The following is a 25,374-nucleotide window of genomic DNA, read 5'->3' as shown; positions in this document are numbered from 1 at the left end:
GATACTTGCAGTCCCACCGAGTGTGACATAGGCTTGAATTGCACTTCATTTAAAGCCTCTCCTGTGCTCACTCTGAGCAGCTCACCAGGGGAGGCTTTAAACTATTCCCGCAAAAGTCAAACTTTACACCCCCAGCAAAGCTGGGGGGTTTCTCATCGGACTAACTTTTGAATTTTGTTTACATTATCATTTCAAACTGTTAACATAACCAGATGCAGCAATTTCCAAGAGAGAATTCAACCCCATGACATTCCCCCTCCTGGCCAGCCTCGTGGGAGGGGTGGGCCTCTTCCTCCTCGGCATGGGGCTGATGACCCGTGGGCTGCGCAGTGCAGCCGGACCGGCCCTGCGCACCATCCTCGGCAAGTGGACGCGCACCCCCCTTCACGGCCTTGTTTCCGGGTTCATGATCACGGCCCTGGTCCAGTCCTCAAGCGCCGTGACCGTGGCCGTCATCGGTTTTGTCAACGCAGGGCTCATGACCCTGGGCCAATCGGTGGGCGTCATTTTCGGCACCAACATCGGTACCACCGTCACCGGCTGGATCGTGGCCGCCGTGGGCGTCAGCGTAGAGGTCAAGGCCATGGCCCTGCCCATGATCGGCATTGGCGTGTTCATGGGCCTTGGCAATGGCCAGACCCGTCGAAAGCACTTGGGCGAAGCGCTGACAGGCTTTGGCCTGTTCTTCCTTGGCATCCAGGTACTGCAATCCGCCTTCCTTGACGTTGGCAAGGGGCTGGATCTGACTTCCCTGCATCTGGGCTCGGGCATGGACATGCTCGTGTTCACAGCCGTGGGCTTTGGCCTGACCCTGTTGATGCAAAGTTCAAGTGCGGCCATGGCCCTGGTCCTGACAGCGGCCATGACCGGAGTGATCTCCCTTGAAAGCGCGGCTGCGGGCGTGGTGGGCACGAACATCGGCACCACCTCCACGGCCATGCTTTCTGTCATCGGCGCCACGGACAACGCCAAGAAGGTCGCGGCGGCTCACATCATCTTCAACCTCGTCACCGGGCTTGTGGCCTTGCTCCTCATCCCGCTGCTGACAAGCGCCGTGCGGGCAATCGGCGCTGCCGAGGCAATTTGGATGGGCACCATCCTCGCCCTCTTCCACACCGGCTTCAACCTGCTTGGCGTCCTCATCTTTCTCCCGCTGACCCCCCGGCTGGTGGCCCTGCTCGACACGCGCATCGGCCGGGATGACGACGAGATGTCCCGCCCCAAATACCTTGACGACAACGTGCTCAAAACCCCGACCATGGCCATGGAGGCCCTCTTCATGGAACTTGGCAGGCTGGGAGAAATGACGCGACTGATGGGACAAAAAGCGCTGGCAGCCAAATTCCGATACAAGGACTTCAACAGGGACAAGACCGCTCAGGAATCCCTGGTGGAGGCCATTCGCACCTTCTGCGCCAGACTCGGCAACGTGGACCTGCCTGCGACAGTCAACGACAAGCTACCCTGGGCATTGCGCTCGGCCCAATATTTCTCCAAGTCAGCCAATATCATGGAGACAATGTCTCACGAGCACGCCCTGCTCGACCACCAATTGCCCGGTGGCGCGTCCACGGCCGCCCGCGAAATGCGCCGCGAGGTGCGCGACATCCTCAATGCGGCTCATACCCCCTGCGCGGAAGAGTATTCGGAACTCAAACACATGCTGGGACACCTCAAGTCCACCTATGACGCCCTCAAGGAGGAACTGCTCCGCCTGGGCACTCAGGGGCGGCTGGAACTGCCCAGGATGGTGCAGCTGCTCGACTACCATTCGAGCCTGCGCTCCATGTGCGAGCAGGCGGTCAAAGGGACGCTGGCATGGTCGGGCCTGCGCGAACCCAATGTCATCTGTCAGACGGCGGACGAGTCCAACGAATACAGCTGGAAAACCCCGGCATGAACTGGTAGCCTTCGGCAACAGCCACTTTTAATGGCCAGCCAAGGAGGCCCGCCTTGCTTCAACGACACAAAGCCGTCATCCTCGTCGGCTGCGCACTGGCTTTGGCAGCAGGCGCATTCCTGCTGCTCTCTCCCGGATCGGACGGTCCCCAGGTTCGGCAGACCATAACACCCCCGGACGAGGGGCCCACCAGCGCACCCGCCTGGGTCAACACCGGCCAGACGCCCAAACCCGACTATTCGCCAAGCACTGCCGACGCCCACAACGCCACCGTAGCGGAAAGTCCCTCCCCGCCCCCCCCGGCTCCCATCAGGATTCGCGAGGACACGACGGTAACCCTCTCCTTTGTCCACGCACTGACCGATTCCCTGCTCTCCGGCTTTCATCCGCTGGGCAGGCAGGGCACTCCGGCCAGCACGGCCTCGGTCAAGGCCCTCAACATCTTCTTCGGCCGCGAGATGCGCGGGCTGTCGACAATCGGTGACGATATCGGCGAGTCGCGCAAGGCGGTGCTGGACTACGTCTTTTCGCCGGGCATGATCCGAACCCTCCACGACCTCTACGCCCCGGTCCTGGTGGCCGACCTGACCGACACCGCCCTTCATGAAGAACGGACCTACACCGTGGGCGAAGCCACGCAGGAGCGCACCCTGTCTCCCCAAGAAACAGCGACAATGCTGCGCCTCGTGGCTTCGGACGCGGAGCGGACCGCGGCAGCGCTCAGGGGGGTGGGCAACGACCCTGTCATCGTCGAGATGGCCGGAAAATACCTCGGCGCGGCGCGGGCCGTCGAACGGGCCAACCTCCGCCTCCAGGCCGCTGTGGACGGTCAAGACGACCCCGCCGAGGCAGGCCAGCGCCTCAAGCAGTCCATCCTTCAACGGGAGCAGATCAAGGCGTCCATCGTCACCCGGATGCGCGAGCACTGCCCCGGTTGCTCCGAACAGGAACTCTTCTATCTCGCCCAATGGGCATATCGCCGCGTTCTGGACGAGCCGGAAAAACATTTGCCCGCCTTTGTGGCGGCTGCCGATGCACTGGACGACCTTGCATCGCGTCTGCGCACCCGTTCAACCGAACTGGAATGACCATACTTCCGACTTGATGGCATAATACCGCCCAAAGGTTGCGCACACTGGTCCCCGTGGTTATTCTCAAAGCGGAATCGATCACCCCTGCCTCAAGGAGCCGCCATGTATTTCAAGCAGATACTCACGTCCGGCCTGGGTTGTTTCTCCTATGTAATCGGCTGTCCCGCTGCCCGCGAGATGATCGTGGTGGACCCCAAGCGCGATGTGCAGGACTACCTCGACATCTCCCGCGAAGAAGGGATGCGTATCAGCCGGGTTATCGACACCCACGTCCACGCCGATCATGTTTCGGGAGCCCATGAACTGCGCTCTCTCACAGGCTGCGAAATCCTGATGTACGATACTTCGCCCGTCACCTTCGACTTCACCCCGCTTGGCGAAGGCCAGAAGCTCAAGGTCGGCAACGCGGGCCTTGAGGTGGTCCATACCCCGGGCCACACGCCGGACGCCCTCTCTTTGCTGGTGACAGACTTCAGCCGAGGCAACGAGCCCTGGCTCATCCTGACCGGCGATGTGCTCTTCGTGGGCGATGCAGGCAGACCGGATCTCGTGGGCGGCGCCAAACTCGACGAACAGGTTGCCAACCTCTACAACTCCCTCTACGTCAAGCTGGCTGAATACCCCGATCACCTTGAGGTCTTCCCTGCCCACGGTTCGGGCTCCCTCTGCGGCCGGGGCATGAGTTCCAAACCCAGCTCCACCTTAGGATTCGAGCGGCGTCACAATCCGGTTCTCGCCTTCAAGGATTTCGAGTCCTTCCATTTTGCCATGAGCCGCGACTTTCCCTCCCGGCCCAAGAGCTTCAGCCACATCATCTCCACCAATGCAGCAGGAGCGACGCTGCTGGAGCGCTGCCCTGTGGACCTGGCCATGGAACCCGATCGCTTCGAGGGCAAGATGCTGGCTGGCGCAGTGGTCATCGACGTGCGCAACACCGCCTCTTTTGCCGGGTATCACATCCCTGGATCGGTCAACATCGGCTTTGAGCCAAGCCTGGCAAATTGGGTGGGCATGGTGGTGGAACCCCGTGCAGATCTGCTCCTGGTGGTGGACACCGTGGAAGACTATGAACGCATGCGCACCGAGCTGCATCGCATCGGCTACGACACCATCCACGGGTATCTCAAGGGGGGCATTTCGTCCTGGGTCTACAGCGGCCGCCCGGTTGATCGTCTTTCCATCGACTCGGCACAGGAGGTACAATCCCTGCTTGAGCAGCGCCAGCCCCTCAGTCTGGTGGATGTCCGTACTCCGGATGAATTCGCCCAGGGCCGGATACCGGGTGCCAAACACATTCCCCTCATTGAGATTCTTGATGGCCGGTACTCTCTGGAAGAGGACGAGCACCACATCATCTATTGCGCCTCTGGCTACCGCTCCAACATCGCGGCCTCCTACCTCCAGCGCCACGGTTTCTGGGATGTGCGCGCCCTGGCCGGAGGCTTCACCGCCTGGAGCCGCGCCGGGTATGCGGTGGAGGGCTAGCTGGGCCTCCGATGGAGAGAGTGGAAGCACCGGGCGGGGACAGACGGTAGGATTGACAGAAATTGCGTCGGCCCCTACCGGGGGAATCCGGGTGTCTCGACCACGGAAAGGTCCGGGCCGAACCACAAAGCCGCCGTACCGGGGTAGCGTTCAAGGAGCGCGGCGCCCTCCTCGTGCCCCATGACAAAGAGGGCGGTGGCCAGGGCATCGGCCGTTTCGGCGTTGTCTGCCACCACTGTCACGCCGATGGACGCCCCGGCAGGCTCCATGGTCGCCGGGTCGATAATATGGTGACGCAAAACCGCACCGGCATCGTCCTCGCGCACCAAAAACTGCTCGTAATCGCCTGACCCGCAGACGGCCTGATCGCGCACCGTAAAAGTCCGGTGGATGGCCTCGGCCCGCGGATGGCGGATGCCCACGGTCCAGTCGCGGTCGCCAAAGGCACGGAAGTCGCCGCCCGCCGCCACCATGCCCGCGCTGACACCCTGAGCCTGAAGCAATCGGACCGCAGCATCAATGATGGCACCCTTGGCAATGCCGCCCAGATCAAGGGCCATGCCTTGGCGCTCCAGCCGAACTCTCCCGTTCCCCTCCTCCAGACGCACTTGGCGGAAATCCACCAGCCCCTGGCGTGATCGGGCTATGACTCCGTCCATCATATAATAGAACGGCGTCGTGGTCAGTGCGCCGATGGTCGGATCAAACGCCCCCCCGCTGGCATGGGCAAAGCCCATGGAGCGACGGATGAGGGCAAAGGCGCGAGGAGTCGGCTGAATCCAGCCCCTGCCCGCCGCGCCATTGATGCGGCCCACAGAGCCCTCGGGGTTGCGGTGGTCGTAATCCGCCTGCAGCTCCCGCATCAGAGCGATGCAGCGTCGCGCCGCAAGATCCGCATTTCTCCTGCTGTCGCTGACCAGGGTCAGGTTGACCACCGTTCCCATGGCCACGTCCGTATAGCGATGGAACCCGGCCGGATAAGATTCTGCGCCCTGGACCCGCCCCTGGATCATGGCTCCGCCCACCCCGGCCAGACCCAGGCCGCATATTCCGGCCAGACACAGGGCCGCAACACGGCTGTAGTGAAACCTGTCCATGAGCACACGCACCAGAAGCGGCAGACAGCAGATAAGACTCGCCAGGGCTGCGGCCTGAAATACCGGCCCCACCTGATGAGTGGTCTGGACGACCACCCCGCCGAGCAGAGGTCCGAGGACAAAACCGAGGCCCGAGGCCACATGAGCCGCTCCGAAAACCCGCCCCTGCCTGGGCGACAGGTCCGATGCCAGGGCCATGGACGACGGCACGGACAAGGCCGACCCCAGCCCCATGCCAATGCCGAACAAAGCCAGCCGCAACGGCTCGTCGCTCTCCCCAAGGGCGAAAAGACATAAAGCACTCACGCTCATGCCCGCCAGGGTGAGGGAAGCCCGGCACCCGCCGCCGAAGAACCTTGCGACCAAGGGAAGACCGAAGCACACGGCAAGGCTGGGCAAAACAAAGAGCCCACCCAGCACAAGCCCCTTGTGTCCGAGGGCCATCGCAAGGTGGATGGGATAAAACGTCGCGACCAGTCCCAGCCCCAAAGTTCTTCCAGCCACGGCAAGGAGCACGGCGAACCAGCTCCATGCCCCGGTGGGCGCGTCGTGCTTCGGCACGCTCTGTGCGCAGCTCGCCATCCTACCACCGGGCATGCACAGCGCCACCGCAAGCAAGGCGGCGACCATGCACACACCCAAGCCAATAAGGACAGGCTCGACACGTCTGTTCTGATAGAGCGCACTCCCGGCTAACGGGCCGATGACCATGGCTAGATTGAAAAGCAGCGCATGCACGGCGAACCAGTAAGACAACCGTTCGCGTTGGACCATACCGCCCAGAGCGGCCATGCCCACAGGACGGAACACGCCCGACACCATGCCGAGCAGAAACTGGGTCGCGTATAGCGCCGCCATGGAGGGATGCACCAGATAAATCAGCGGTGCGGACACGCCCAGAGCGGAGGCCGCGAGCAATGGCCGCCGCGCCCCCTGCCTGTCGGCCCAAAGACCGGCCAGAGGGGCGACCAGCAAACGCATGAAATAGAATCCGGCGAACCCGGTACCCAGCCAGGCGCCGCCGATGCGGGCATCCAGGCTGGCCAGCGGCAGGGCAAAGGAAAACACCCCCACCCCAAGGGTGGCGAAAAAACCGCTCAACAGCACCGAAATAAGAAGGCGTTTGCGCCGGATTCGATCATCAAAGGCCATGTTCATGTGGTCCCCGGGAATGTGCGAGTGTGATCCCAAACACGGGGTATTGGCAAGAACTCATACCGCTTGACCATGCGAACCTTCGAGGGTTTTCACACTGCCAATTGGTGAACGGTCTTGTTTGGTCGGGCAACGGCATGGAAAGGGCTTGACCCAAAAGACGGAAAGCGCGAAAAAATATACTTCGGGGCCTCGTCCCGAAGGCGCTTCCCCGGCATGCCTCGGAGTACGGCATGACCCCGATTCCGGTCCAATACAAACCCGCGGAGAATGAACATGCCCAAGAAAATGAAGACCATGGACGGCAACACCGCCGCCGCGCATGTGGCCTATGCCATGAGCGAGACGGCAGCCATCTATCCCATCACGCCCTCCACGCCCATGGGCGAGATCGCCGACGAATGGGCGGCGCAGGGGCGCAAGAACATCTTCGGCCAGACGGTCCAAATCCGTCAGATGCAGTCCGAGGCAGGCGCGGCAGGCGCAGTGCACGGGGCCCTGGCGGGAGGTGCGCTGACATGCACATTCACCGCATCCCAGGGCCTTTTGCTCATGATCCCTAACATGTACAAAATATCCGGCGAACTGCTGCCGGGCGTTTTCCATGTCTCGGCCAGGGCGGTGGCCGGACACGCCCTGTCCATCTTCGGCGACCATCAGGATGTCATGGCCACACGCCAGACCGGATTTGCCATGCTTTTCTCCAATTCGGTCCAGGAGGTCATGGATCTTTCCCTGGTGGCCCATGTGGCCTCGATGGAGGCATCGCTCCCCTTCATGAGCGTGTTCGACGGATTCCGCACCTCCCATGAAATCCAGAAGATCGCGGTCATCGACTACGAGGACATGAAGCCACTGCTGAACATGGACAAGCTGGCCGCCTTCCGCGCCCGGTCCATGAACCCCGAACACCCGGACATCCGGGGCACGGCTCAGAACCCGGACATATATTTCCAGGGTCGCGAAGCAGCCAATGCCTATTTCGACGCCATCCCCGCCATTGTCGAGACGACCATGAAAAAAGTCGGCAAACTGACCGGCCGCAAGTACAAGCTCTTCGACTATGTCGGACATCCCCAGGCGGACCGCATCATCGTGGCCACGGGTTCGGGCTGCGAGGCCATTGAGGAAGTGGTCAACCACCTCAACGCAAGCGGGAAGAAAGTCGGTCTGGTCAAGGTCCGGCTGTTCCGTCCCTTCTCGGTCAAGCACATGCTGGCGGTCATTCCCAAGACAGTCAAGAAGATCGCGGTTCTTGACCGGACCAAGGAACCGGGAGCCCTGGGCGACCCGCTCTACCTTGATGTCTGCGCCGCCTACGCTGGCAGGAAGGATGCGCCCAAGATCGTGGGAGGCCGCTATGGTCTGGGCTCCAAGGAGTTCACCCCGGCCATGGTCAAGGCGGTTTTCGACAGCCTGGCCAAGCCGAGGCACGGCTTCACCGTGGGTATCAACGACGATGTGACCGGCACCTCGCTGCCCGTCTCCGAAGTCATCGACACCACCCCCGAGGGCACGGTGCAGTGCAAGTTCTGGGGCCTGGGCGCAGACGGCACTGTAGGCGCCAACAAGCAGGCCATCAAGATCATCGGCGACAACACCAGGCTCTATGCCCAGGGCTACTTCGCCTACGACTCCAAGAAGTCGGGCGGCATCACCATCTCGCACCTGCGGTTTGGCAAAAAACCCATCCAGTCCACCTACCTGATAACCGACGCGGACTATATCGCCTGCCACAATCCGAGCTATGTCAATGTCTATGACATTCTCGAAGGCATAAGGGAGGGCGGCACGTTCGTGCTCAACTGTCCCTGGACGGCCAAGGAGATGGACGACCACCTCCCCGCCGCCATGCGCCGGACCATCGCCCAGAAAAAACTGAGATTCCACACTATCGACGCGGTCAGAATCGCGCAGGAAGTGGGCCTTGGCGGCCGCATCAACATGATCATGCAAACCGCCTTCTTCAAACTGGCCGATGTCATTCCCTTCACCAAGGCCGTGGCTCTGCTCAAGGACGGCATCAAAAAGGAATACGGCAAAAAAGGCGACAAGATCGTCAACATGAACAACGCCGCCGTGGACAACGCGGTGGACGCCATCGTCGAAATCAATGTACCCGCGTCCTGGAAGAAGCTCAAGGACGAGGCCCCTGTCAAGCGCAACGAACCGGAATACGTGACCAGGGTCATGCGTCCCGTACTCGGCCAGAAAGGCGACACCGTACCCGTTTCGGCCTTCTCCCGCGACGGCACCATGCCCGCCGCCACCAGCCGCTTCGAAAAACGCGGCGTTGCCATCAGCGTACCCGAGTGGCTCAAGGACAACTGCATCCAATGCAACCAATGCGCCTTTGTCTGCCCCCATTCTGCCATACGCGCCGTGCTCGCCGAGCCTTCGGAACTGAAGAAGGCCCCAAAGTCCTTCGAGACATTGGATGCCACGGGCAAGGAACTCAAAGGTATGCAGTTCCGCATTCAGATCAGCACCCTTGACTGCATGGGCTGCGGCAATTGCGCCGACATCTGCCCTGCCAAGGAAAAGGCCCTGGTCATGCGTCCCATCACCACCCAGACCCCTATCCAGGTGCCCAACTTCGACTTCTCCGAAACCATTCCCTTTAAAGACGCACTGGGTCGCGAAACGCTCAAGGGCAGCCAGTTCCGCCAGTCGCTGATGGAATTCTCGGGTGCCTGTGCGGGATGCGGCGAAACGCCCTATGTCAAGGTTATCACCCAGCTCTTCGGCGAGCGGATGGTCATTGCCAATGCCACGGGCTGCTCATCCATTTGGGGTGCCAGCGCACCCACCACCCCATACTGCGTCAACAAGGACGGCCACGGCCCGGCCTGGGGCAACTCCCTTTTTGAAGACGCGGCAGAATTCGGCTTCGGTATCGAAATGGCCTTTGATCAGCGCCGCAAGCACCTGACCGGATTGGTCAGCCAGGCGGCCCAGACCGAGACCGGCCCACTCAAGGCCGCCCTTACCGCATGGCTCGACGGACGCGATGATCCCGAAAAGTCCCGCGAAGCAGGCGATACCCTGAAAAATGCCCTCAAAGGCGCCCGAAAGCAGCTCTTGAAGGAAATCGCCTCCATGGCCGACCTGTTCACCAAGAAATCGGTCTGGGTCTTCGGCGGCGACGGATGGGCCTACGACATCGGCTACGGAGGGCTCGACCACGTTATCGCCTCGGGCAAGGACATCAATCTCCTGGTCATGGACACGGAGGTCTATTCCAATACCGGCGGCCAATCCTCCAAGGCCACCCCGCTGGGCTCCATCGCCAAGTTCGCGGCCGGAGGCAAGGGCACCGGCAAAAAAGACCTGGGCCGCATGGCCATGACCTACGGCTATGTCTATGTGGCCTCAGTAGCCATGGGCGCCAACAAACAGCAGTTCCTCAAGGCCATAAAAGAAGCCGAAGCCTACCCCGGCCCGTCGCTGATCATCGCCTATGCCCCGTGCATCAACCAGGGCATCAAAAAGGGTATGGGCAAGACGCAGTATGAACAGAAACTGGCCGTGGACTCCGGCTACTGGCCCCTGTATCGCTACAATCCGCTCCTGGCCGACGAGGGTAAAAATCCCTTCATCCTCGAATCCAAGGCCCCGGATGGTACGCTTCAGGAATTCCTCTCCGGTGAAAACCGCTACGCCATGCTGGAACGGTTTCATCCTGAGGTCTCCAGGCAATTCAGGGAAAAGATCGAAAAGGACTACCTCAAACGCTACGATGCCCTGAAGACCATGGCCGAGGGCGGTTGCGCGGAAAAGTAGGGCACATCAAACCCGTTATCACGAAGCGCCCGGAGATTTCTCCGGGCGCTTCCTTTGTCCTGAGTGGGCGTTTTTTGCGTCCTGGAGTATAATCCCGCCACCCGGACCTTCCTGAAGTGAGATTATACTGCTCGGAAAATGAAAATCGGATACGATCAAGGCAATGACAACCCAAACCAGGAGGAGACTATGCCCAACATGGATTACCCAGGCCCGTGCCCAAGTTGCATGGGAATAGACGGCTGCGCCGACGAGGCAGGAAAGAAAGCGGCCGTGGCCAACTACTGCAAGGGGCTCGAAATGGAACTGAACAGCTGGAAAGCCAGGCTCTACGATGTCCTCGTGGCAGAGCCGTCCGGTGATCTGACCGACACCATCAACCTCCTCAAATCCACGGTACGCGAGATCGAGGCAGTGGCCGAACAAATGCAGCAGACCTGCCCGACAAACCTTGGCGAACAGGAAAAGATGATCGGCAGCAAGCTCGAAAATATGCGGACCCACTACACAAAGGCCCTTCAGGTCATCAGCCCCGGCTGGTTCGGAGGATAGACGAACGGCCACCAAAGACGACGCCCCCGGCCAGGGGATGCGTCCACAAGGGCCGGAGCGTTCGTTCCGGCCCTTTCCCATGGCAACCAGTGAAAACAGCATCACTTCCTTGCCACGCCGCGTCGTCACGGGTACATGTGGGAAATGAAGCAAGAGAGTCACCCCGTATCGGTGCGCCGCATTGCTGCGGGCACGAAAAAGCCCGGCCTGGGCCGGGCTTTTGATTTCGAAGTGGTGGGTCACCAAGGAATCGAACCTTGAACCTCCGGATTAAGAGTCCGCTGCTCTGCCAGTTGAGCTAGTGACCCACTTCGGGCTGCGCTGTTCCCGCGCAACGGAGAGAATAACTATAAGCCGGGCCAGCATTTGTCAACAATTAAATCCCATCTTTTTTTCCATAGGAAACCGATGCAGCTAACCAAACGATTCTCAATCCTTTTTTCCCTCATTTTGCTGATTCTCGCCGCCGGGAGCCGACCCTCACTGGCTGCGCCGAGAACACTGCCCATTGAGCCGGGAATCCAGGTTTTCACCCTCTCCGATGACTCCCGCAGACAACTGGGACTCGACTTGTCCCATGTGCTGACCGTCAGCCTGGACATGGAGCCCGAATGGTACACCTACGCCAACGTACCCGGCGGCATGGGCAAGCCCACCATCCTGTCCGGGACCACGGGGGACACTCTGCCCCTGGTCTCCCTGTATCCGATCGGCAAGGCCAAGCCCGACGCCTTCGACCCTTCGGTCATTATCAACGCCTACGAAAGCGGCACCCTGCTCTTTTCGGGCGTCCCGGCCGCCAGCACAGAGCCCTTTCCAGTCGTCATGCAGCTTGAGCTGCTGCTTTGCCACCCGACCAAATGCGTGCCTTACCGGCGCAACCTCTCCCACGACGGCCCTGAAACCGGGCCCTTCCCCGCAGCCGAGGACCAGCCCTGGTGGCCGACCTTCAGGACACTGGCCGAATCCGGCAGTGCTGCCAACAGCGCCCTGCCCGCGACGCCCGAGAACGATGATGCAGAAACACTGGTGCAGTGGAGTTTCTCGCCAACCTATCTGCAACCGGCTCTTGAAGTATCAAGCCTGCTTTCTGCCATTCTCATGGGGCTTCTGGCCGGCCTGATCCTCAACATCATGCCCTGCGTCCTGCCCGTGGTCAGTCTCAAGCTCTCGGCCCTGCTCAATTCCTCAAGCATCGACACGGAAGCAGAGCGCATCCGCGCCTTTCGCGAGCACAACGCCTTCTTCGCCCTGGGAGTGATAACTTTCTTCATGGTCCTGGCCGCCGCGCTCGGGGTCACGGGACAGGCCTGGGGAGCGCTCTTCCAGAACCGATGGCTGGTGCTGACCGCAGCAGGACTGATCCTGGCCCTGTCCTTAAGCCTCTTCGGCCTCTACCATCTGCCAGTCATCGACCTGAAATTCGGCATCAAGAGCAGGAGCCCGCGCATCCAGGCTTTCTTCACCGGCAACCTGGCCACTCTCTTGGCCACCCCTTGCAGCGGCCCCTTTCTGGGTGGCGTACTCGGCTGGTCGCTGATTCAGGGGGGAGGCGTCATTTTCGCGGTCTTCGCCTCCATCGGTCTTGGCATGGCCTTTCCCTACCTCTTGCTGGTCGCCAATCCTCGCCTTTCCCGCTTCCTGCCCCGCTCCGGCCCCTGGATCGAATATGTCGAAAAGGGCATCGCCTTCTTCCTGGTGGGCACGGCCGTCTATCTGACGGGGATCGCCCTGGGCGACACTGTCCTGCGTGTGCTCGCACCGCTTTGGGCCATGGCGCTCGGAGGCTGGCTGTGGGTTCGCACACGCTTTGCCCGGCCTTCGGCCAGATGGGCCTTGCGCACGGCCAGCCTCGCCCTGGTGGCGGCCATGATCATCTGGACCGGACCGGACCGGGTCAGTGAATCCGCATGGGAACCCTTTGATCCGGTTTCGCTGCACAAACGCATCGGCCAGGAGCGCATATTCATCTCCTTCACGGCCGACTGGTGCCCCACCTGCAAGGTGCTCGAAGCCACGGTTCTCACCCCGCAAAACGTGACCAGATGGAAGCGCGGGCACGACATCGCCTTCATCAAGGTGGATCTGACCGGGCGCAACGTGGAGGGCGAGGCCCTGCTCCGCGCCCTGGGCAGCATGAGCATCCCGGCAGCCGCCCTTTTCCCGCCCGGCGAAGCCGGAATGACGCCCCTGGTGCTGCGCGATCTCTACACCCGATCCCAACTTGAAAACATAATGGGATCGTGGGAGAAGTAGCCCTTCGCAACCAACAGGAGACAATCATGCTCAACTTCCAGTATTACATGCCGACCCGACTGGTCTTCGGCCCTGACACGCTGAACACCCTGGCCGAAACCCCGCACCTCCCAAAAGGAAACAAGGCCATGGTGGTCATCGGCGAGTCCGGAGCCATGATCCGGCACGGCTATCTTTCCAGGGTCCAGTCGATGCTCTCGGCCCAGGACGTGCAAACCATCGTCTACGACAGAATCAGACCCAACCCGGAATCCGACAGCGTGGACGAGGCCGCGGCCATCTGCCGCGAACAGGGCGTGGACTTCCTGGTTGGCCTTGGCGGCGGCTCCACCATCGACGCGGCCAAGGCCATCGCGCTGATGGCCGGCAATCCTGGCAAGTTATGGGACTACATGCGCTCCGGCACCGGAGGCGGACAGACGCCCGAGCGCCCCGCTCTGCCCATCGTCGCCATACCTACCACGGCCGGTACCGGCACCGAAGCCGATCCCTGGCTCGTGGTCAGCAAATCAGGCTCGAAAACCGGAGAAAAAATCGGCTGGGGCGACGACTCCACCTTTCCGCATCTGTCCATTGTGGATCCGAAGCTGATGCTCTCCGTGCCTCCCAAACAGACTGCCTACACGGGCATGGACGCATTCTTCCACGCCTGTGAGGCGTATCTGGCCACGTGCCGTCAGCCTGCCAGCGACATGCTCGCCCTTGAGGCCGTCCATCTTATCGCCCACACCCTGCCCGAGGCCGTGGTCAACGGCGACGACCTTGAGGTGCGCACGGTCATGGCCTGGGCCAGCACGGCAGCCGGACTATGCGAATCCTATTCCAGCTGTATTTCCCAGCACTCCCTTGAACACGCCCTGTCCGCCCATCACCCGAACATGCCCCACGGAGCCGGACTGGTCATGATCTCCAAGGCGTACTTCGGCTTCCTGGCCGCCAGGGGCGTGGACAGGTTGGGCGACCTCGCCCTAGCCATGGGCGACACCCTGGCCGAAGACCTGGACGAGGACGTGCCCGGCGTGGCTTTCCTCGACGCCCTTGACGCCCTCATAGAGGCCGTGGGGCTCGGCGACGAGAAGCTCTCGGCCTACGGCGTCACCCGCGCCGAAATTCCGGCCCTGGCCGAAACGGCCCTGACCACCATGGGCGCACTCTTCGACATTACCCCGGTCTCCATGTCCATGGATGATGTGATAGCCATCTTCGAGGCGGCCTACGAATAAAGGCGTTTCGGGCACAGACCTGAATAAACGGCATAACAGAAAGCCGGGACGCGAAAACATCGCGCCCCGGCTTTTTCCTGGTCTCACTTCAAGTGCGGCATCATTCCACGCAGAGCATGCGATAGCTGTCGCCGGAGATGCAACGCGCCCCGTTTTCCGTGATTTCAAAGGTGTTCTCCACCCCGACCATGGCCACGTCGCGAATCCCCTGCTTTGGTTCCACGGCCAGGGTCATGCCGGGCTCAAGGGGCAGGTCAAAGCCCGCGGCTATGGCCGGGAACTCATCGATGGTCAGGCCGATGCCGTGGCCGATGAAGGGCACTTGGTTGTCGTCAAGCCCCATGAACCCTTCGGCGAATCCTCGCCGCCTGGCCATCTCAAGGCTGCCCGCATAGAGTTCGGCCGGGGTCGTGCCGGGTTTGGCGTTGTCGCACACCCACTCCTGGACCTCGATGCAGAAATCGTGAGACCGGCGGATGTCATCGGACATGGCCGACTCAGGTCCGGCGAAATAGGCCTGGGTCTTGTCCGTATGGTAGCCCTCAATCTGAAAACCGATGTCGAGCATCAGCGGCTGGCCCGGCCGCCAGACCTTGGCCGCGTTGCCCATGACCATTGCCGCAGGGTGCTCGCCGCGCAGCCCCAGCGGGCCGTTGAAGGCGCTGGGATAATTGCCGGAATCCCCGGCAGAGACATGACCGAGGAAGCACTCCTCGCCATGGGCCTGCATGCGCAGGATGCCCATGTGCCCTTCCTCGAAAAAGACTTCCCAGGCCTTGTGGGCGATCTCCCGCTCGGTCATGCCCGGACAGATTCTGCCGGGAAGGATGTCATACAGGCAGCGATGGTGTTTCTCGCCGCAACGGCGCATGATGTCCAACTCAAAGCCGGACTTGACCATCCTGGTCAGAGCTACGGCGTGATCGCCGGCCACCAGAGCGTGGTCCTTGAGTTTGGCCGCAAGCATGGTGCCCAACTGCCAGGTCAACCCGGCCATGACCGCGGCCACTGTCCTGGTCATGGGGCTACCCGCCTCGGCGCACAGACCGGGCAGCTCGGAGTAGGACTTGAAGGAAGCTATGCACCCGATCCCTGCCTCAATACGGGCGCGGCTCGCGCCCTTGCGCAGCATGAGGACGGGCTCGCCCTCCAGGGGGAGCCATAATACGCCCTGACCGCATGTGCCCGTGAGGTAATAGATGTTGAGACGTGAAAAAACGAGGATTCCGCCGGCAGCAGGGGCCACGCTCTGAAGATGACGCCTCAGGGAGGCATGGCGGCGGGCGAGTTCCTCGGCCGGAATGCGGGCAATGGGTTCGAACATGGAGCTCCTTGCGCGATAACGACTAGGCAATGAGGGTGGATTGCTGTAAAAGGACGTTCCCAAGCGAGGAACGCGACATGCTGATCAACGAAAAAGAACTAGCCGCCCAACTGCGAGAGGTCAAGACCATCGCAGTGATCGGCGCCGTGGACAAGCCGGGCCGCCCCGTGGACGGCGTGGGCCGCGAGATGATCGAAATGGGCTTTACCGTCATTCCCGTGCACCCGGTCCGCGACAACATCTGGGGCCTTGAAACCTACAGAAGCGTCACGGACATTCCCGTGCCCGTGGACGTGGTCGACCTCTTCCGCAATGCCCAGTTCTGTCCGGGCCATGCCCGCGAGGTGCTTGAGATGAAGACCCTGCCCCGGTTCTTCTGGATGCAGGCCGGGGTATTCAGCCCCGAGGCGCGCCAACTGCTGGCGGGATATCCCATCCAGGTGATTGAGGACCGCTGCCTCAAGGTGGAACTCTCCCGTCTCGGGGTACGGCCGTGAGCGAGACGGCTTTCGAATGCCGCATGTGCGGCCATTGCTGCCAGGGAGAGGGCGGCATCGTGCTCACCGACACTGACCGGGAGCGGCTGGCCGACCATCTGGGCATCGACCAGGACGAACTGGTACGTCGCTACACACGGGAGCGCTGCGGCAAGATCCACCTGATTTGCGGTGACGACGGCTATTGCGTCTTCTTTGACCAAGGGTGCGGGGTGCACCCCGGCAGGCCGGACATCTGCCGGGCCTGGCCCTATTTCCGCGGCAACCTCGTGGACGAAACGAGTTGGAAAATGATCCAGGAGTATTGCCCGGGGATCAACGCGGATGCGGGCCACGCCGAATTTGTGCGCCAAGGCAGACGCTATTTGCACGACAAGGGTCTTTTGCGGTATGATCCCGACACATCGCCCAACGCCTTGATCTGCGACGACTGATTCAACCGAGGCCGCCATGACCCTTCAGGAATGCTACCGGATACTCCGACTCGATACGGGCGCGGACCTTGACGCGGTCAAATCCTCCTTTCGCCGCCTTGCCTTCCAGTATCATCCGGACATCAGTTCCGAACCCGGCGCGAACGAACGCTTTCGCGAGGTCAACGAAGCGTATGTGACTGCCCGGAAGCTGCTTGAGGAGACCAACGGAAACGCTACGGCCCATAGCACCAACCAACGGGCCGAGAAACCGACTACAAGCCGCTCCCAGGGAGCTCGCGCCTATTCCAGGCAGCAGCGCCAAAAACCCAAGCCGCCGCCAGAGGCCAACTCGACCCGCTCCAGGCACCAGCAGTTTTATTACAAGGAAGAGGAAGTTCTTCGGACCATCCTGGGCGACCCCTTTGCCCGCAAGGTTTTCGAGGACATCTACAGCCAGATAAGAAAGGAGCGCCCCGGCTACAAGGGGCCGTTGGAACTGAAAAAACGCAAATTGCAACTGCACTTCGGCAACCGTACCCTGAGCCTCGACCTCGCCCGTGGATTCGGTGAAACGGTCAAATCCTGGTTCAAGGGACAGATGGATCACGAGCAGACCGTTTTTTTTCCGGCATCCACCCTCATTCCTGGCCGCAAGGTACGCATTTCCGTGGAACAGACTTTTTCGGACGGTCCCAAAACCATTGAAGTCACACTGCCCCGCGACTTCATGGTCGGCCGCCCTATCAGGCTCAAGGGCCTTGGGCGCAAGCTCGGCCCCCTCAAGGGCGACCTGTTGCTGAAAATACTCGCCCGATAGTCCAGCTCCCGGCCAGACGACGACGCCAGGCGCGTCTTCACCCCGATGATCCCCTGCATCGCTTTTGTACGGGAACCATCGCCCTGCATCGACCGCCATGGCCCGCACACCCGGCACCAGGATAACACCCTCTTTTCCCCTCTCTTTTCTGCGGCTCGATAATAATGGTCAACAAGAAAAAACCCCTTGTTATCCGATGCGTTTTTTACTAGTCGCAGTAGTGAACGAAACCCAGCGGAGGGACGAATGCTCGCCATATTTGACTACAAGGCGGGAAACCAGACCAGCGTTCACCGGGCGCTTGAACACCTGGACATTCCCAACCGGATCACCAATGACCCGGAGTTATTGAACGCTGCACAGGGAATCATCTTTCCCGGTGTAGGAGCTGCCGGTCAGGCCATGGATGAACTGCATTCGGCAGGTCTTGACGAGGTCATCAAAAGCCTCATCTGGCAAAACAAGCCCGTACTCGGCATCTGCGTCGGCTGCCAGATCCTTCTTGACTACAGTGAAGAAAACGACACTCGCGCCCTCAAGATCATTCCGGGAGAATGCCGCCTTTTCAACCCCTCCTGGACCGATTATGAAAACGTGCCCATCCGCGTTCCCCACATGGGGTGGAACCAGGTGGAGCTTAGGCAGGAGTGTGAGCTGTTCGCCGGCATTGACCCGGACGCGGACTTCTACTTCGTCCACAGCTACTACCCGGCCCCAAGGGAGGAATACGTCATCGGCACCACCCGCTACGGCATCGACTTCTGCTCTGTGCATGGCCGCCGTGGACTCTGGGCGGTGCAATTCCATCCTGAAAAAAGCGGACGCCCAGGCCTTAAGTTGCTCAGGAATTTCAACACCTTCTGCCAGGAGGCCGCCGATGCTCAGTAAACGGGTCATCCCCTGTCTGGACGTGCGCAACGGACGCCTGACCAAAGGCGTCAGGTTCGAAGGCAACGTGGATATCGGCGATCCCGTGGAGACGGCGCGGAAATACTACGAGGAAGGCGCGGACGAGATCGTCTTCTACGACATCACTGCCTCCCACGAAGCGCGTGGGATATTCCTTGATGTGGTCGAACAGGTGGCCTCGCAGATATTCATCCCCTTCTCCGTTGGCGGCGGCATCAACACCGTAGGCGACATGCGCGACGTACTCGTGGCCGGTGCCGAAAAGGTCTCGGTCAACTCCGGGGCGGTCAAAAACCCGGACATCATCAGCGAAGGCGCGGCCCGCTTCGGCTCCCAGTGCATCGTCCTTGGCATGGATGTGAAGCGGGTCGAGAAGTCCGAAACCATCCCTTCGGGTTTCGAGGTGGTCATTCACGGCGGCCGCAAGTACATGGGCATGGATGCCCTTGAATGGGCCAGGACCGGCGAGGCCCTGGGCGCAGGCGAAATCTGCCTCAACTCCATTGACGCTGACGGCACGAAGAACGGCTATGACATCGAATTGACCCGGATGGTGGCCGAAGCCGTGACCATTCCGGTCATCGCCTCGGGCGGTGCGGGCTCGCCACAGCACATGGTGGAAGCCGTGACCAGGGGCAGGGCCACGGCCGCCCTCATCGCATCCATCGTCCACTATGGCGAATACACCATCGCGGACCTCAAAAAACACATGGCTGAAGCAGGCGTACAGACCCGCTCTGTCTGGTAGGGTCAATGTTCCTGACGCGAGAAGGCCGCTGCCCCGTTCGGGACAGCGGCCTTAATTTTGCCTGATGGCTAAAACCGGATCACTCGGCGGAGAAGGTGCCGCTCTTGCCACCGCTCTTGAAGACCAGTCGGCAATTGCCGATGACGATGTCTTTCTGAACAGCCTTGCACATGTCGTAGATGGTGGCGGCGGCCATCTGGGCGCCCACCAGGGCCTCCATCTCCACGCCGGTCTTGTAGGTGGTCCGCACCTCGGACTCGACAACAATCCTCGCTCCGGCCTCGTCCACCACGAATCGAATATCCACAAGACTGATGGGCAGCGGATGACACATGGGAATCAGATCCGCAGTACGCTTGGCGGCCTGGATTCCGGCTATCTTGGCCGTGGTCAGCACGTCCCCCTTGGGCAGGGCGTTTTGCACCAGCAGGGCCATGGTCCGGGGCGCGAGCCTGACTTCGCAACGGACGATGGCCCTGCGCAGGGTATCGTTCTTGCCGGACACATCCACCATACGGGCGTTGCCGTCGCCGTCCATATGCGAGAAGCCAGGAGACATCTTACTCACCCATGACCTTGTCTTTGGTTTTCTTGAAGAAACCCTTGACCTTGGTACTCAATTTCTTGGACTCTATCTCAGAGAACTCGCGCAGCAGTTCCTCCTGGCGCTTGTTCATGTTGGTGGGGGTCTTGACCCGCACCTCCACCAGCAAATCGCCCTGGTGAGAGCTGCCCGGGTGGGGCAGTCCCAAGCCGCGCAGCCTGAAGACCTCGCCGCTCTGGGCACCCTTGGGGATTTCGAGATTGACCGGATCGTCCAGGGTCGGCACTTCCAGCCGATGTCCCAACGCCGCCTCGACAAAGGATATTTCCCGACGAATAAGCAGATTCTGCCCCTGGCGCTCGAACACCGCATCAGGCTCCACGCGAAGGACCACATAGAGATCGCCGGGAGGCCCGCCGAACATGCCTGCCTCGCCCTCGCCACGCAGACGCAGACGCGAATTGTTGTCCACGCCCGCCGGGATTCGCACCTTGAGATCCTTGTCGCGAATCACGCTGCCGCGCCCCATGCACTCGTCGCAAGGCTCAGTAATAATGGAACCGGCTCCACGGCACTGCGGGCAGGTCACGGAAATCCTGAAAAACCCCTGTGATTGTTGCATGGTGCCAGAGCCGCCGCATTGCGAGCAGGTCTGGGGACGCGACCCGGGAGCCGCACCGGAACCATCGCACCGTCCACAGACCTGTTCGACAGGAATGCGGATGTCCACCTCGGCCCCCTTGGCGGCTTGGCGGAAGGTGATGTCGAGGTTGTAGCGCAAGTCCGCACCTGGCCTGGGTCGGTTGCCTCCGCCGCGACCGGCGGCCGAGAATCCAAAAACCTCGCCGAAGATGTCGCTGAAGGCGCCGAAGATATCCTCGCTGCTGGAGAACCCCGAGAACCCATTGCCGTTCACCCCATCGTGGCCAAAACGGTCATAGGTCTGCCGCTTTTCGGCGTTTCCCAAGACTTCATAAGCCTCGGCCGCCTCCTTGAAGCGGTTTTCCGCCTCCGGGTCATCGGGATTGCGGTCGGGGTGAAACTTGAAGGCCAGCTTGCGGTAGGCGGATTTTATCTCATCCTGGGAGGCGTCGCGGGAAACCTCCAGAATCTCGTAGTAATCACGCTTGGCCATGGTTATCTGGAGGTTTCCCCGTAGGCGTCGATATCGATTTCAACGTCGGGAATTTCCTGATCGGGCAGAATTTTTCCCGCGGCGATCTCGCGCAGGGAATTGACGATTTCCTTGTTCTTGGATTCCACCAGGGGCGGATACCCTTCGCGATATTGCTTGACCCTCTTGATGCCCATCTGGGTAATGAGAAAGCGGTTGCTGACCTTCTCCAGACAATCCTCTACAGTAATGCGTGCCATGTCGTTCTCCTTGAATCGTGTTGCTGCCCTGGGCCTACCCGCTTGTTGCGGTACCGACGGGAAAAAGTCCCTGGAGGTCCTTGAGCAGCCTGCTTGAAACCGGGTAATACATGCCGCCGCCGTTCTTAAGCCAGCACTGCCCCTGAGGCAGCCTGGGATCGGCATAGAACGTCAGGGCGGTCAGTTTGTCACCTTTGCCGTCGAAAAGTCGGCAGTGCATCACTTCCGTGGCACTCTCCGGCAGAAGATTCAGAGGCAATGCCTCGAACTGCAAATCAGTAAATCGCCAAAGCGACATGTCAATGCCGCTGAGTTCGGTTTGATCGCCGGGGCGGTGCCAACCGCTCTCGCCGCGCTCCACAACATACTCCGTGCCGCCGTGATTGACCACAAGGCGGGCCACGATGCCGATGTCAAGTTTGACCACCGTACGCCCCTGCACATCAAAGGCGCTCCTGACCAGTTGGCCAACGCTCTGGGCATCAAGGGTAAAGGGAATGGTCAGCCAGGAGGAGCGCCCCATGAAAACTTCGGGCCTGTCGTTGACGGTATAAAAGTCCACGGAAGAAGGCGTTTCACTCTTGGCGTTCCATATACGGATGGTCAAAGCGGGCAACCGCTTGTCAACATCCAGCGGTTCAAGCACCAGGGTTCCGACCCTCAAGAGAGAAAGCGAGTGCAGATAGAGCTTGAGGGCCGAGTCCGAAGCAGGCTTGTCCTTAAGATAGCCGGGCAGACTAAAGAAATACCCTTCCTTTCGTTTCTCCACCAGCCAATTGGACCCGAAGGGCTGGGTCAGCTGGACCCTGGACACGGTCTCCTGGTCGAAATTGAAGACGCGTGTGTCAAAAAAGGCCGTAGCGGGCAGACCCAGCTGCTCCACAACCGAAGCATCGAACTCGTAGACCAGCCCGGGGCTGTCAGAGTTCCACCCGTAGACCGCGCCGGACTCGCCAGTTGTCAGTCTGACCGTCAGCGGGTTGCCATCCTTTTCGCCCAAGGAGACGAGAATTTTAAATTCCGGCTCATCCAACCCGTACTGCTCAAGCCCGCCCTGATCGAATCCGCCCACCGAACGGTGGGGAGCCAGTCCGCCTAATCGGGCGAGATAGTCAGCCACCTTTTCAGGCATGACCCGGGCAACGAAATTCCACGAAGCGCCGGGAACGTGCGCCTCCCAGCCTGTATCCGCGACAGTGAGCATATAGGTTCCCTTAGCGCTTTGAATATGCAGCGAGCGCACGGCATCAAAGGGACGGGAAAGCCAACGCGTCCTGTCCACTTCCTGCCTGGGTTCGGCCATGCGCCAGTGATACACGCCCAAAGCCGTTGCGGCCAGCAGTGCCAAGATCAGGCCAAGGAATAATCGCTTCAAGGGGCAAGTCCTCCAGGACGGGATGCCGGAACGGATTGCAGCGGAAGATAGCACCAAAGACCATGCCCGGCGCACAAGCCAATAAAAATGCACCAGCCGCGCTTGCAAGTCAAGCAGGAATCGTCTAACTCCCCCACCGGGTCCAGCATCATTACCAGAAACCCCGAGGGAAGAACAATGGCTTCATGGGGCAAACTCACATTCGCACAGAAAAAATGCGTCAGCGCCACAGGCAGACTGATGCAGGGAACCGGCATGGTTGAAAGCGGGGCGCGCATTGGCGTCGCCGCATCCGGCGGGGTGGACAGCTTTCTGATGCTCAAGGTATTGACCATCCGACAGGCGATAATGCCCTTTCCTGTCGAACTGATGGTCCTGCATATCAACGCAGGCTTTGACACCGCCTCCCACGCGCCGCTCACCCACTGGTGCGCCAGCCATGGCCTCTCGCTCCACGCCGAGCTTACAGACTACGGCCCCCGCGCCCATACCGAGGAAAATCGCAAGAATTCCCCTTGCTTTTATTGCAGCATGCTGCGTCGCAAGCGGCTCTTTGAATTATGCCGCGACTACGGACTGACCCATCTCGCATTTGGTCACAACGCCGACGACAACGTAGTCACTTTTTTCATGAATGTCCTGCAAAACGGGCGCACCGACGGGCTTTCGGCTCACGAGCCTTTCTTCGACGGCAGACTCCAGGTCATCCGCCCAACCATGATGCTGGACAAAGGCACCGTGATCAAGGCCGCCAGACAGTGGGAACTGCCGGTATGGGAAAACACCTGCCCTTCCAACGGCAGCACCAAGCGCGACGAGGTGCATGACTGGCTGCGCCAAGCGTGGAAAAATGATAAACGCATAAAAAACAACATCTTCAATGCCATCCTTCGTCACCAAGTCCACTTGACATGCCAAAAACTCTAGACTAATAGAATGGCAATTGATCCACCCGCGCCCTTGAACTCATAACATCCGACTGGAAAGGCAATGCTTTTCAGAAAATATCACATCGTCGTCTTCAAGGACAAACAGGGTTCCTGCAAGAAATTCCAGCTACGGGGCTGGTTCATCGCCACCCTTTTCATACTTATGGTCGGGATGGCCGCCGGAAATGTCGTTCTCTGGAATAAATACACCCACCATTCCCGCGTCGAACAGGGACTGAGCATCGCCGAAAAAACCGTTCAGGAACAGAAAACCCAACTTCTCAGCCTCTCCCAGAAAATTTCCGCTCTCCAGAAGAACCTCGACCGCATCAGCGATTTCGATTCCAAGCTCCGGGTCATGATCAATCTCGACCAGGACGGAAGCCAGGCAACTGCCCCCAAGGGCGGCCCGTCCAACGAAAATTTCGCCAAGGGCTATCTGCCTCTCTACAGGCAGGAACTGCTGGCCCGCAAGATGCACGAGTTTCTGCGCCAGCTTAACGTCGAAGCCCGGCTTGAAGAAGTCAGACAGCAGGAGATTCTGCATACCCTGCGCAACAACCAGAACATCCTTGAAGCCACCCCCTCCATCTGGCCCACATCGGGTTGGGTGACATCTGGATTTGCCTGGCGCACCTCGCCCTTCACCGGCAAGCGCGAATTTCACAAGGGTATTGATATATCCGCACCCCGCGGCACACCTGTCTATGCTCCTGCCAGGGGCACCATCACCTTCACCGGCCGCGACGGTTCCTACGGTCTGACCATCCGCCTCAAACACAACGCCAGCCTGTCTACCCGCTACGCCCATCTGCATCGCATCGCCGTCAAGAACGGCCAGGAGGTGACCCGAGGCGAGTTGATCGGCTATGTCGGCACCACGGGACGAAGCACCGGGCCGCACCTGCACTACGAAGTGCGCCTCAATGGAGTACCGGTAGACCCCAAGCGCTACATCCTGAACTGACCAGCCACGCGATGACCAAGGCAGGCCCTCTTGGAACAAGACTTTCCTGGAGGGCTTTCTTCATACGACACGCGGCCGGAACCTCCGGACACAGACGACAGCCTCAAGGGGCATCGAATGGTTCGGGTCTTGCATTGAGAGCCTGATGGATATTTTCGGTTTCAACCCAGCAGACATGTTGAGCTTTTATCTGACGCTGTTTCGAATCAGCATCGTGCTCTTCCTGCTGCCCTTTTTCGGAGGCAACTCCATCCCGGCCCCCATAAAGGCAGCCTTGCTCCTGGTGCTGACAATGGCGGTCTGGCCTCAGCTCGCTTTTCCCGGCAGCATGATGCCAGCAAGCGGCATAGACATCGTCATCATGCTCATGGGCGAGGCGCTCATGGGACTCATCCTCGGGTTGATCGTTAACTTCCTGTTTGCCGCAGTCCGCTTTGGTGGACAGATTGTCGGTTTTCAGATGGGATTCGCCATGGTCAACGTGGTCGACCCCATCTCCGGCACCAGCAATGCCGTGACAGCTCATTTCCTCTACATGTGCACCATGCTCACCTTCCTCGTTCTCAACGGCCACCTGCAACTGATCAACGCCCTGGGCATGAGCTTTCAGTACATTCCTCCGGGCGGCCTGCTTCTCACACCAGGGCTGGTCTCCCAATTCCTTGAATTTTCGGGCATCATATTCACCCTTGCCATCCGTATCGCAGCCCCGGTCATGGCCGCATTGTTCCTGGTCGATCTCTCGCTGGCGCTCATCTCGCGAGCCGCGCCCCAGATGCATGTGCTTGTCCTGGGTTTTCCGATCAAAATCACAGTGGGCTTCTTCTTCCTGGGCTTCCTGTTCATGATCATGGCCAACTACGTGCAAGACTTTCTGGACAACCTCGGCCCCATATTCCGGGGAATCCTCAAAGCCGGCTCCCCACTCTAGA

General features: G+C 60.4%; 21 protein-coding genes and 1 tRNA gene. 15 read left to right on the top strand and 7 right to left on the bottom strand.

What is annotated here, in order from left to right; translation table 11 throughout:
• The first annotated feature begins 244 nt into the window (after positions 1-244).
• The 3 genes from GKC30_RS05520 to GKC30_RS05510 all read left to right on the top strand — a co-directional run bounded on the left by GKC30_RS05520 (position 245) and on the right by GKC30_RS05510 (position 4,476).
• Positions 245-1,900, top strand: a complete 1,656-nt coding sequence (locus tag GKC30_RS05520; protein ID WP_155932844.1) for a Na/Pi cotransporter family protein — start codon at positions 245-247, stop codon at positions 1,898-1,900.
• A gap of 53 nt (positions 1,901-1,953) precedes the next feature.
• Positions 1,954-2,988 carry a hypothetical protein gene (locus tag GKC30_RS05515; protein WP_155932842.1) on the top strand — a complete coding sequence of 345 codons (1,035 nt, stop codon included), beginning with the start codon at positions 1,954-1,956 and terminating at the stop codon, positions 2,986-2,988.
• Between the two features lie 105 nt (positions 2,989-3,093).
• The gene (locus tag GKC30_RS05510; protein WP_155932840.1) at positions 3,094-4,476 is read left to right on the top strand and encodes an MBL fold metallo-hydrolase; all 1,383 of its coding nucleotides are present in this window, start codon (positions 3,094-3,096) and stop codon (positions 4,474-4,476) included.
• 74 nt (positions 4,477-4,550) lie between these two features.
• On the opposite strand, the gene GKC30_RS05505 is transcribed toward GKC30_RS05510, so the two are convergent.
• Positions 4,551-6,731 carry an MFS transporter gene (locus GKC30_RS05505; RefSeq protein WP_155932838.1) on the bottom strand — a complete coding sequence of 727 codons (2,181 nt, stop codon included), beginning with the start codon at positions 6,729-6,731 and terminating at the stop codon, positions 4,551-4,553.
• 273 nt (positions 6,732-7,004) lie between these two features.
• Here GKC30_RS05505 and nifJ point away from each other — a divergent pair, with 273 nt between their 5' ends.
• Together nifJ and GKC30_RS05495 are read left to right on the top strand one after the other, a co-directional pair.
• Positions 7,005-10,511, top strand: coding sequence for a pyruvate:ferredoxin (flavodoxin) oxidoreductase (gene nifJ, locus GKC30_RS05500; RefSeq protein ID WP_155932836.1), 3,507 nt, complete (start codon positions 7,005-7,007; stop codon positions 10,509-10,511).
• Between the two features lie 189 nt (positions 10,512-10,700).
• Complete coding sequence (locus tag GKC30_RS05495) at positions 10,701-11,063, top strand: hypothetical protein (protein WP_155932834.1); 363 nt, start codon at positions 10,701-10,703, stop codon at positions 11,061-11,063.
• 232 nt (positions 11,064-11,295) lie between these two features.
• Here GKC30_RS05495 and GKC30_RS05490 read toward each other — a convergent pair.
• Positions 11,296-11,371 (bottom strand) — tRNA-Lys (locus tag GKC30_RS05490).
• A gap of 100 nt (positions 11,372-11,471) precedes the next feature.
• On the opposite strand from GKC30_RS05490, the gene GKC30_RS05485 reads away from it, so the two are divergent.
• Positions 11,472-13,319 (top strand): protein-disulfide reductase DsbD family protein, encoded by a 1,848-nt coding sequence (locus GKC30_RS05485; RefSeq protein WP_155932832.1) that lies wholly within the window; start codon positions 11,472-11,474, stop codon positions 13,317-13,319.
• 26 nt (positions 13,320-13,345) lie between these two features.
• On the top strand, positions 13,346-14,542 hold the full coding sequence (locus GKC30_RS05480) for an iron-containing alcohol dehydrogenase (protein WP_155932830.1): 1,197 nt from the start codon (positions 13,346-13,348) through the stop codon (positions 14,540-14,542).
• Between the two features lie 100 nt (positions 14,543-14,642).
• Here the strand turns inward: GKC30_RS05480 and GKC30_RS05475 are convergent, their stop codons facing one another.
• Positions 14,643-15,866 carry a M24 family metallopeptidase gene (locus GKC30_RS05475; protein WP_155932828.1) on the bottom strand — a complete coding sequence of 408 codons (1,224 nt, stop codon included), beginning with the start codon at positions 15,864-15,866 and terminating at the stop codon, positions 14,643-14,645.
• Positions 15,867-15,943: 77 nt separating this feature from the next.
• Between GKC30_RS05475 and GKC30_RS05470 the strand changes: the two genes are divergently transcribed.
• The 5 genes from GKC30_RS05470 to hisF all read left to right on the top strand — a co-directional run bounded on the left by GKC30_RS05470 (position 15,944) and on the right by hisF (position 19,253).
• Positions 15,944-16,363, top strand: a complete 420-nt coding sequence (locus GKC30_RS05470) for a CoA-binding protein (protein WP_155932826.1) — start codon at positions 15,944-15,946, stop codon at positions 16,361-16,363.
• Positions 16,360-16,797 carry a YkgJ family cysteine cluster protein gene (locus tag GKC30_RS05465; protein ID WP_367613992.1) on the top strand — a complete coding sequence of 146 codons (438 nt, stop codon included), beginning with the start codon at positions 16,360-16,362 and terminating at the stop codon, positions 16,795-16,797. The genes GKC30_RS05470 and GKC30_RS05465 overlap by 4 nt, the downstream gene beginning before the upstream one ends.
• A gap of 16 nt (positions 16,798-16,813) precedes the next feature.
• Positions 16,814-17,596 carry a DnaJ domain-containing protein gene (locus GKC30_RS05460; RefSeq protein WP_155932824.1) on the top strand — a complete coding sequence of 261 codons (783 nt, stop codon included), beginning with the start codon at positions 16,814-16,816 and terminating at the stop codon, positions 17,594-17,596.
• Between the two features lie 246 nt (positions 17,597-17,842).
• Positions 17,843-18,484 (top strand): imidazole glycerol phosphate synthase subunit HisH, encoded by a 642-nt coding sequence (gene hisH, locus GKC30_RS05455; RefSeq protein WP_155932822.1) that lies wholly within the window; start codon positions 17,843-17,845, stop codon positions 18,482-18,484.
• Positions 18,474-19,253, top strand: a complete 780-nt coding sequence (gene hisF / locus GKC30_RS05450; RefSeq protein WP_155932820.1) for an imidazole glycerol phosphate synthase subunit HisF — start codon at positions 18,474-18,476, stop codon at positions 19,251-19,253. Before hisH ends, hisF begins: the two co-directional genes overlap by 11 nt.
• Positions 19,254-19,332: 79 nt before the next feature.
• On the opposite strand, the gene moaC is transcribed toward hisF, so the two are convergent.
• From moaC to GKC30_RS05430, 4 genes are read right to left on the bottom strand one after another with little or no spacing between them, the layout of a single operon-like run.
• On the bottom strand, positions 19,333-19,812 hold the full coding sequence (gene moaC / locus GKC30_RS05445; RefSeq protein ID WP_155932897.1) for a cyclic pyranopterin monophosphate synthase MoaC: 480 nt from the start codon (positions 19,810-19,812) through the stop codon (positions 19,333-19,335).
• A 1-nt stretch (position 19,813) separates the two neighbouring features.
• Entirely contained in the window at positions 19,814-20,932 is a 1,119-nt protein-coding gene (gene dnaJ, locus GKC30_RS05440) for a molecular chaperone DnaJ (protein ID WP_155932818.1), read from the bottom strand.
• Between the two features lie 2 nt (positions 20,933-20,934).
• Positions 20,935-21,171, bottom strand: coding sequence for a DNA-directed RNA polymerase subunit omega (rpoZ, locus tag GKC30_RS05435; RefSeq protein WP_155932816.1), 237 nt, complete (start codon positions 21,169-21,171; stop codon positions 20,935-20,937).
• Positions 21,172-21,205: 34 nt separating this feature from the next.
• Positions 21,206-22,546, bottom strand: coding sequence for a DUF4340 domain-containing protein (locus GKC30_RS05430; protein ID WP_155932814.1), 1,341 nt, complete (start codon positions 22,544-22,546; stop codon positions 21,206-21,208).
• A gap of 177 nt (positions 22,547-22,723) precedes the next feature.
• Here GKC30_RS05430 and GKC30_RS05425 point away from each other — a divergent pair, with 177 nt between their 5' ends.
• The 3 genes from GKC30_RS05425 (at position 22,724) to fliR (ending at position 25,373) form a co-directional block, all read left to right on the top strand.
• Positions 22,724-23,473 carry a tRNA lysidine(34) synthetase gene (locus GKC30_RS05425; protein ID WP_155932812.1) on the top strand — a complete coding sequence of 250 codons (750 nt, stop codon included), beginning with the start codon at positions 22,724-22,726 and terminating at the stop codon, positions 23,471-23,473.
• A 63-nt stretch (positions 23,474-23,536) separates the two neighbouring features.
• Positions 23,537-24,442 (top strand): M23 family metallopeptidase, encoded by a 906-nt coding sequence (locus tag GKC30_RS05420; protein ID WP_155932810.1) that lies wholly within the window; start codon positions 23,537-23,539, stop codon positions 24,440-24,442.
• 145 nt (positions 24,443-24,587) lie between these two features.
• Entirely contained in the window at positions 24,588-25,373 is a 786-nt protein-coding gene (fliR, locus tag GKC30_RS05415; RefSeq protein ID WP_155932808.1) for a flagellar biosynthetic protein FliR, read from the top strand.
• Position 25,374 lies beyond the last annotated feature (1 nt).

Origin of the sequence: Pseudodesulfovibrio alkaliphilus (assembly GCF_009729555.1) — a bacterium.
GTDB lineage: Bacteria > Desulfobacterota > Desulfovibrionia > Desulfovibrionales > Desulfovibrionaceae > Pseudodesulfovibrio > Pseudodesulfovibrio alkaliphilus.
Note: the sequence above shows the minus strand (reverse complement) of the source record. Positions and strands in the feature narration are given on the sequence as shown.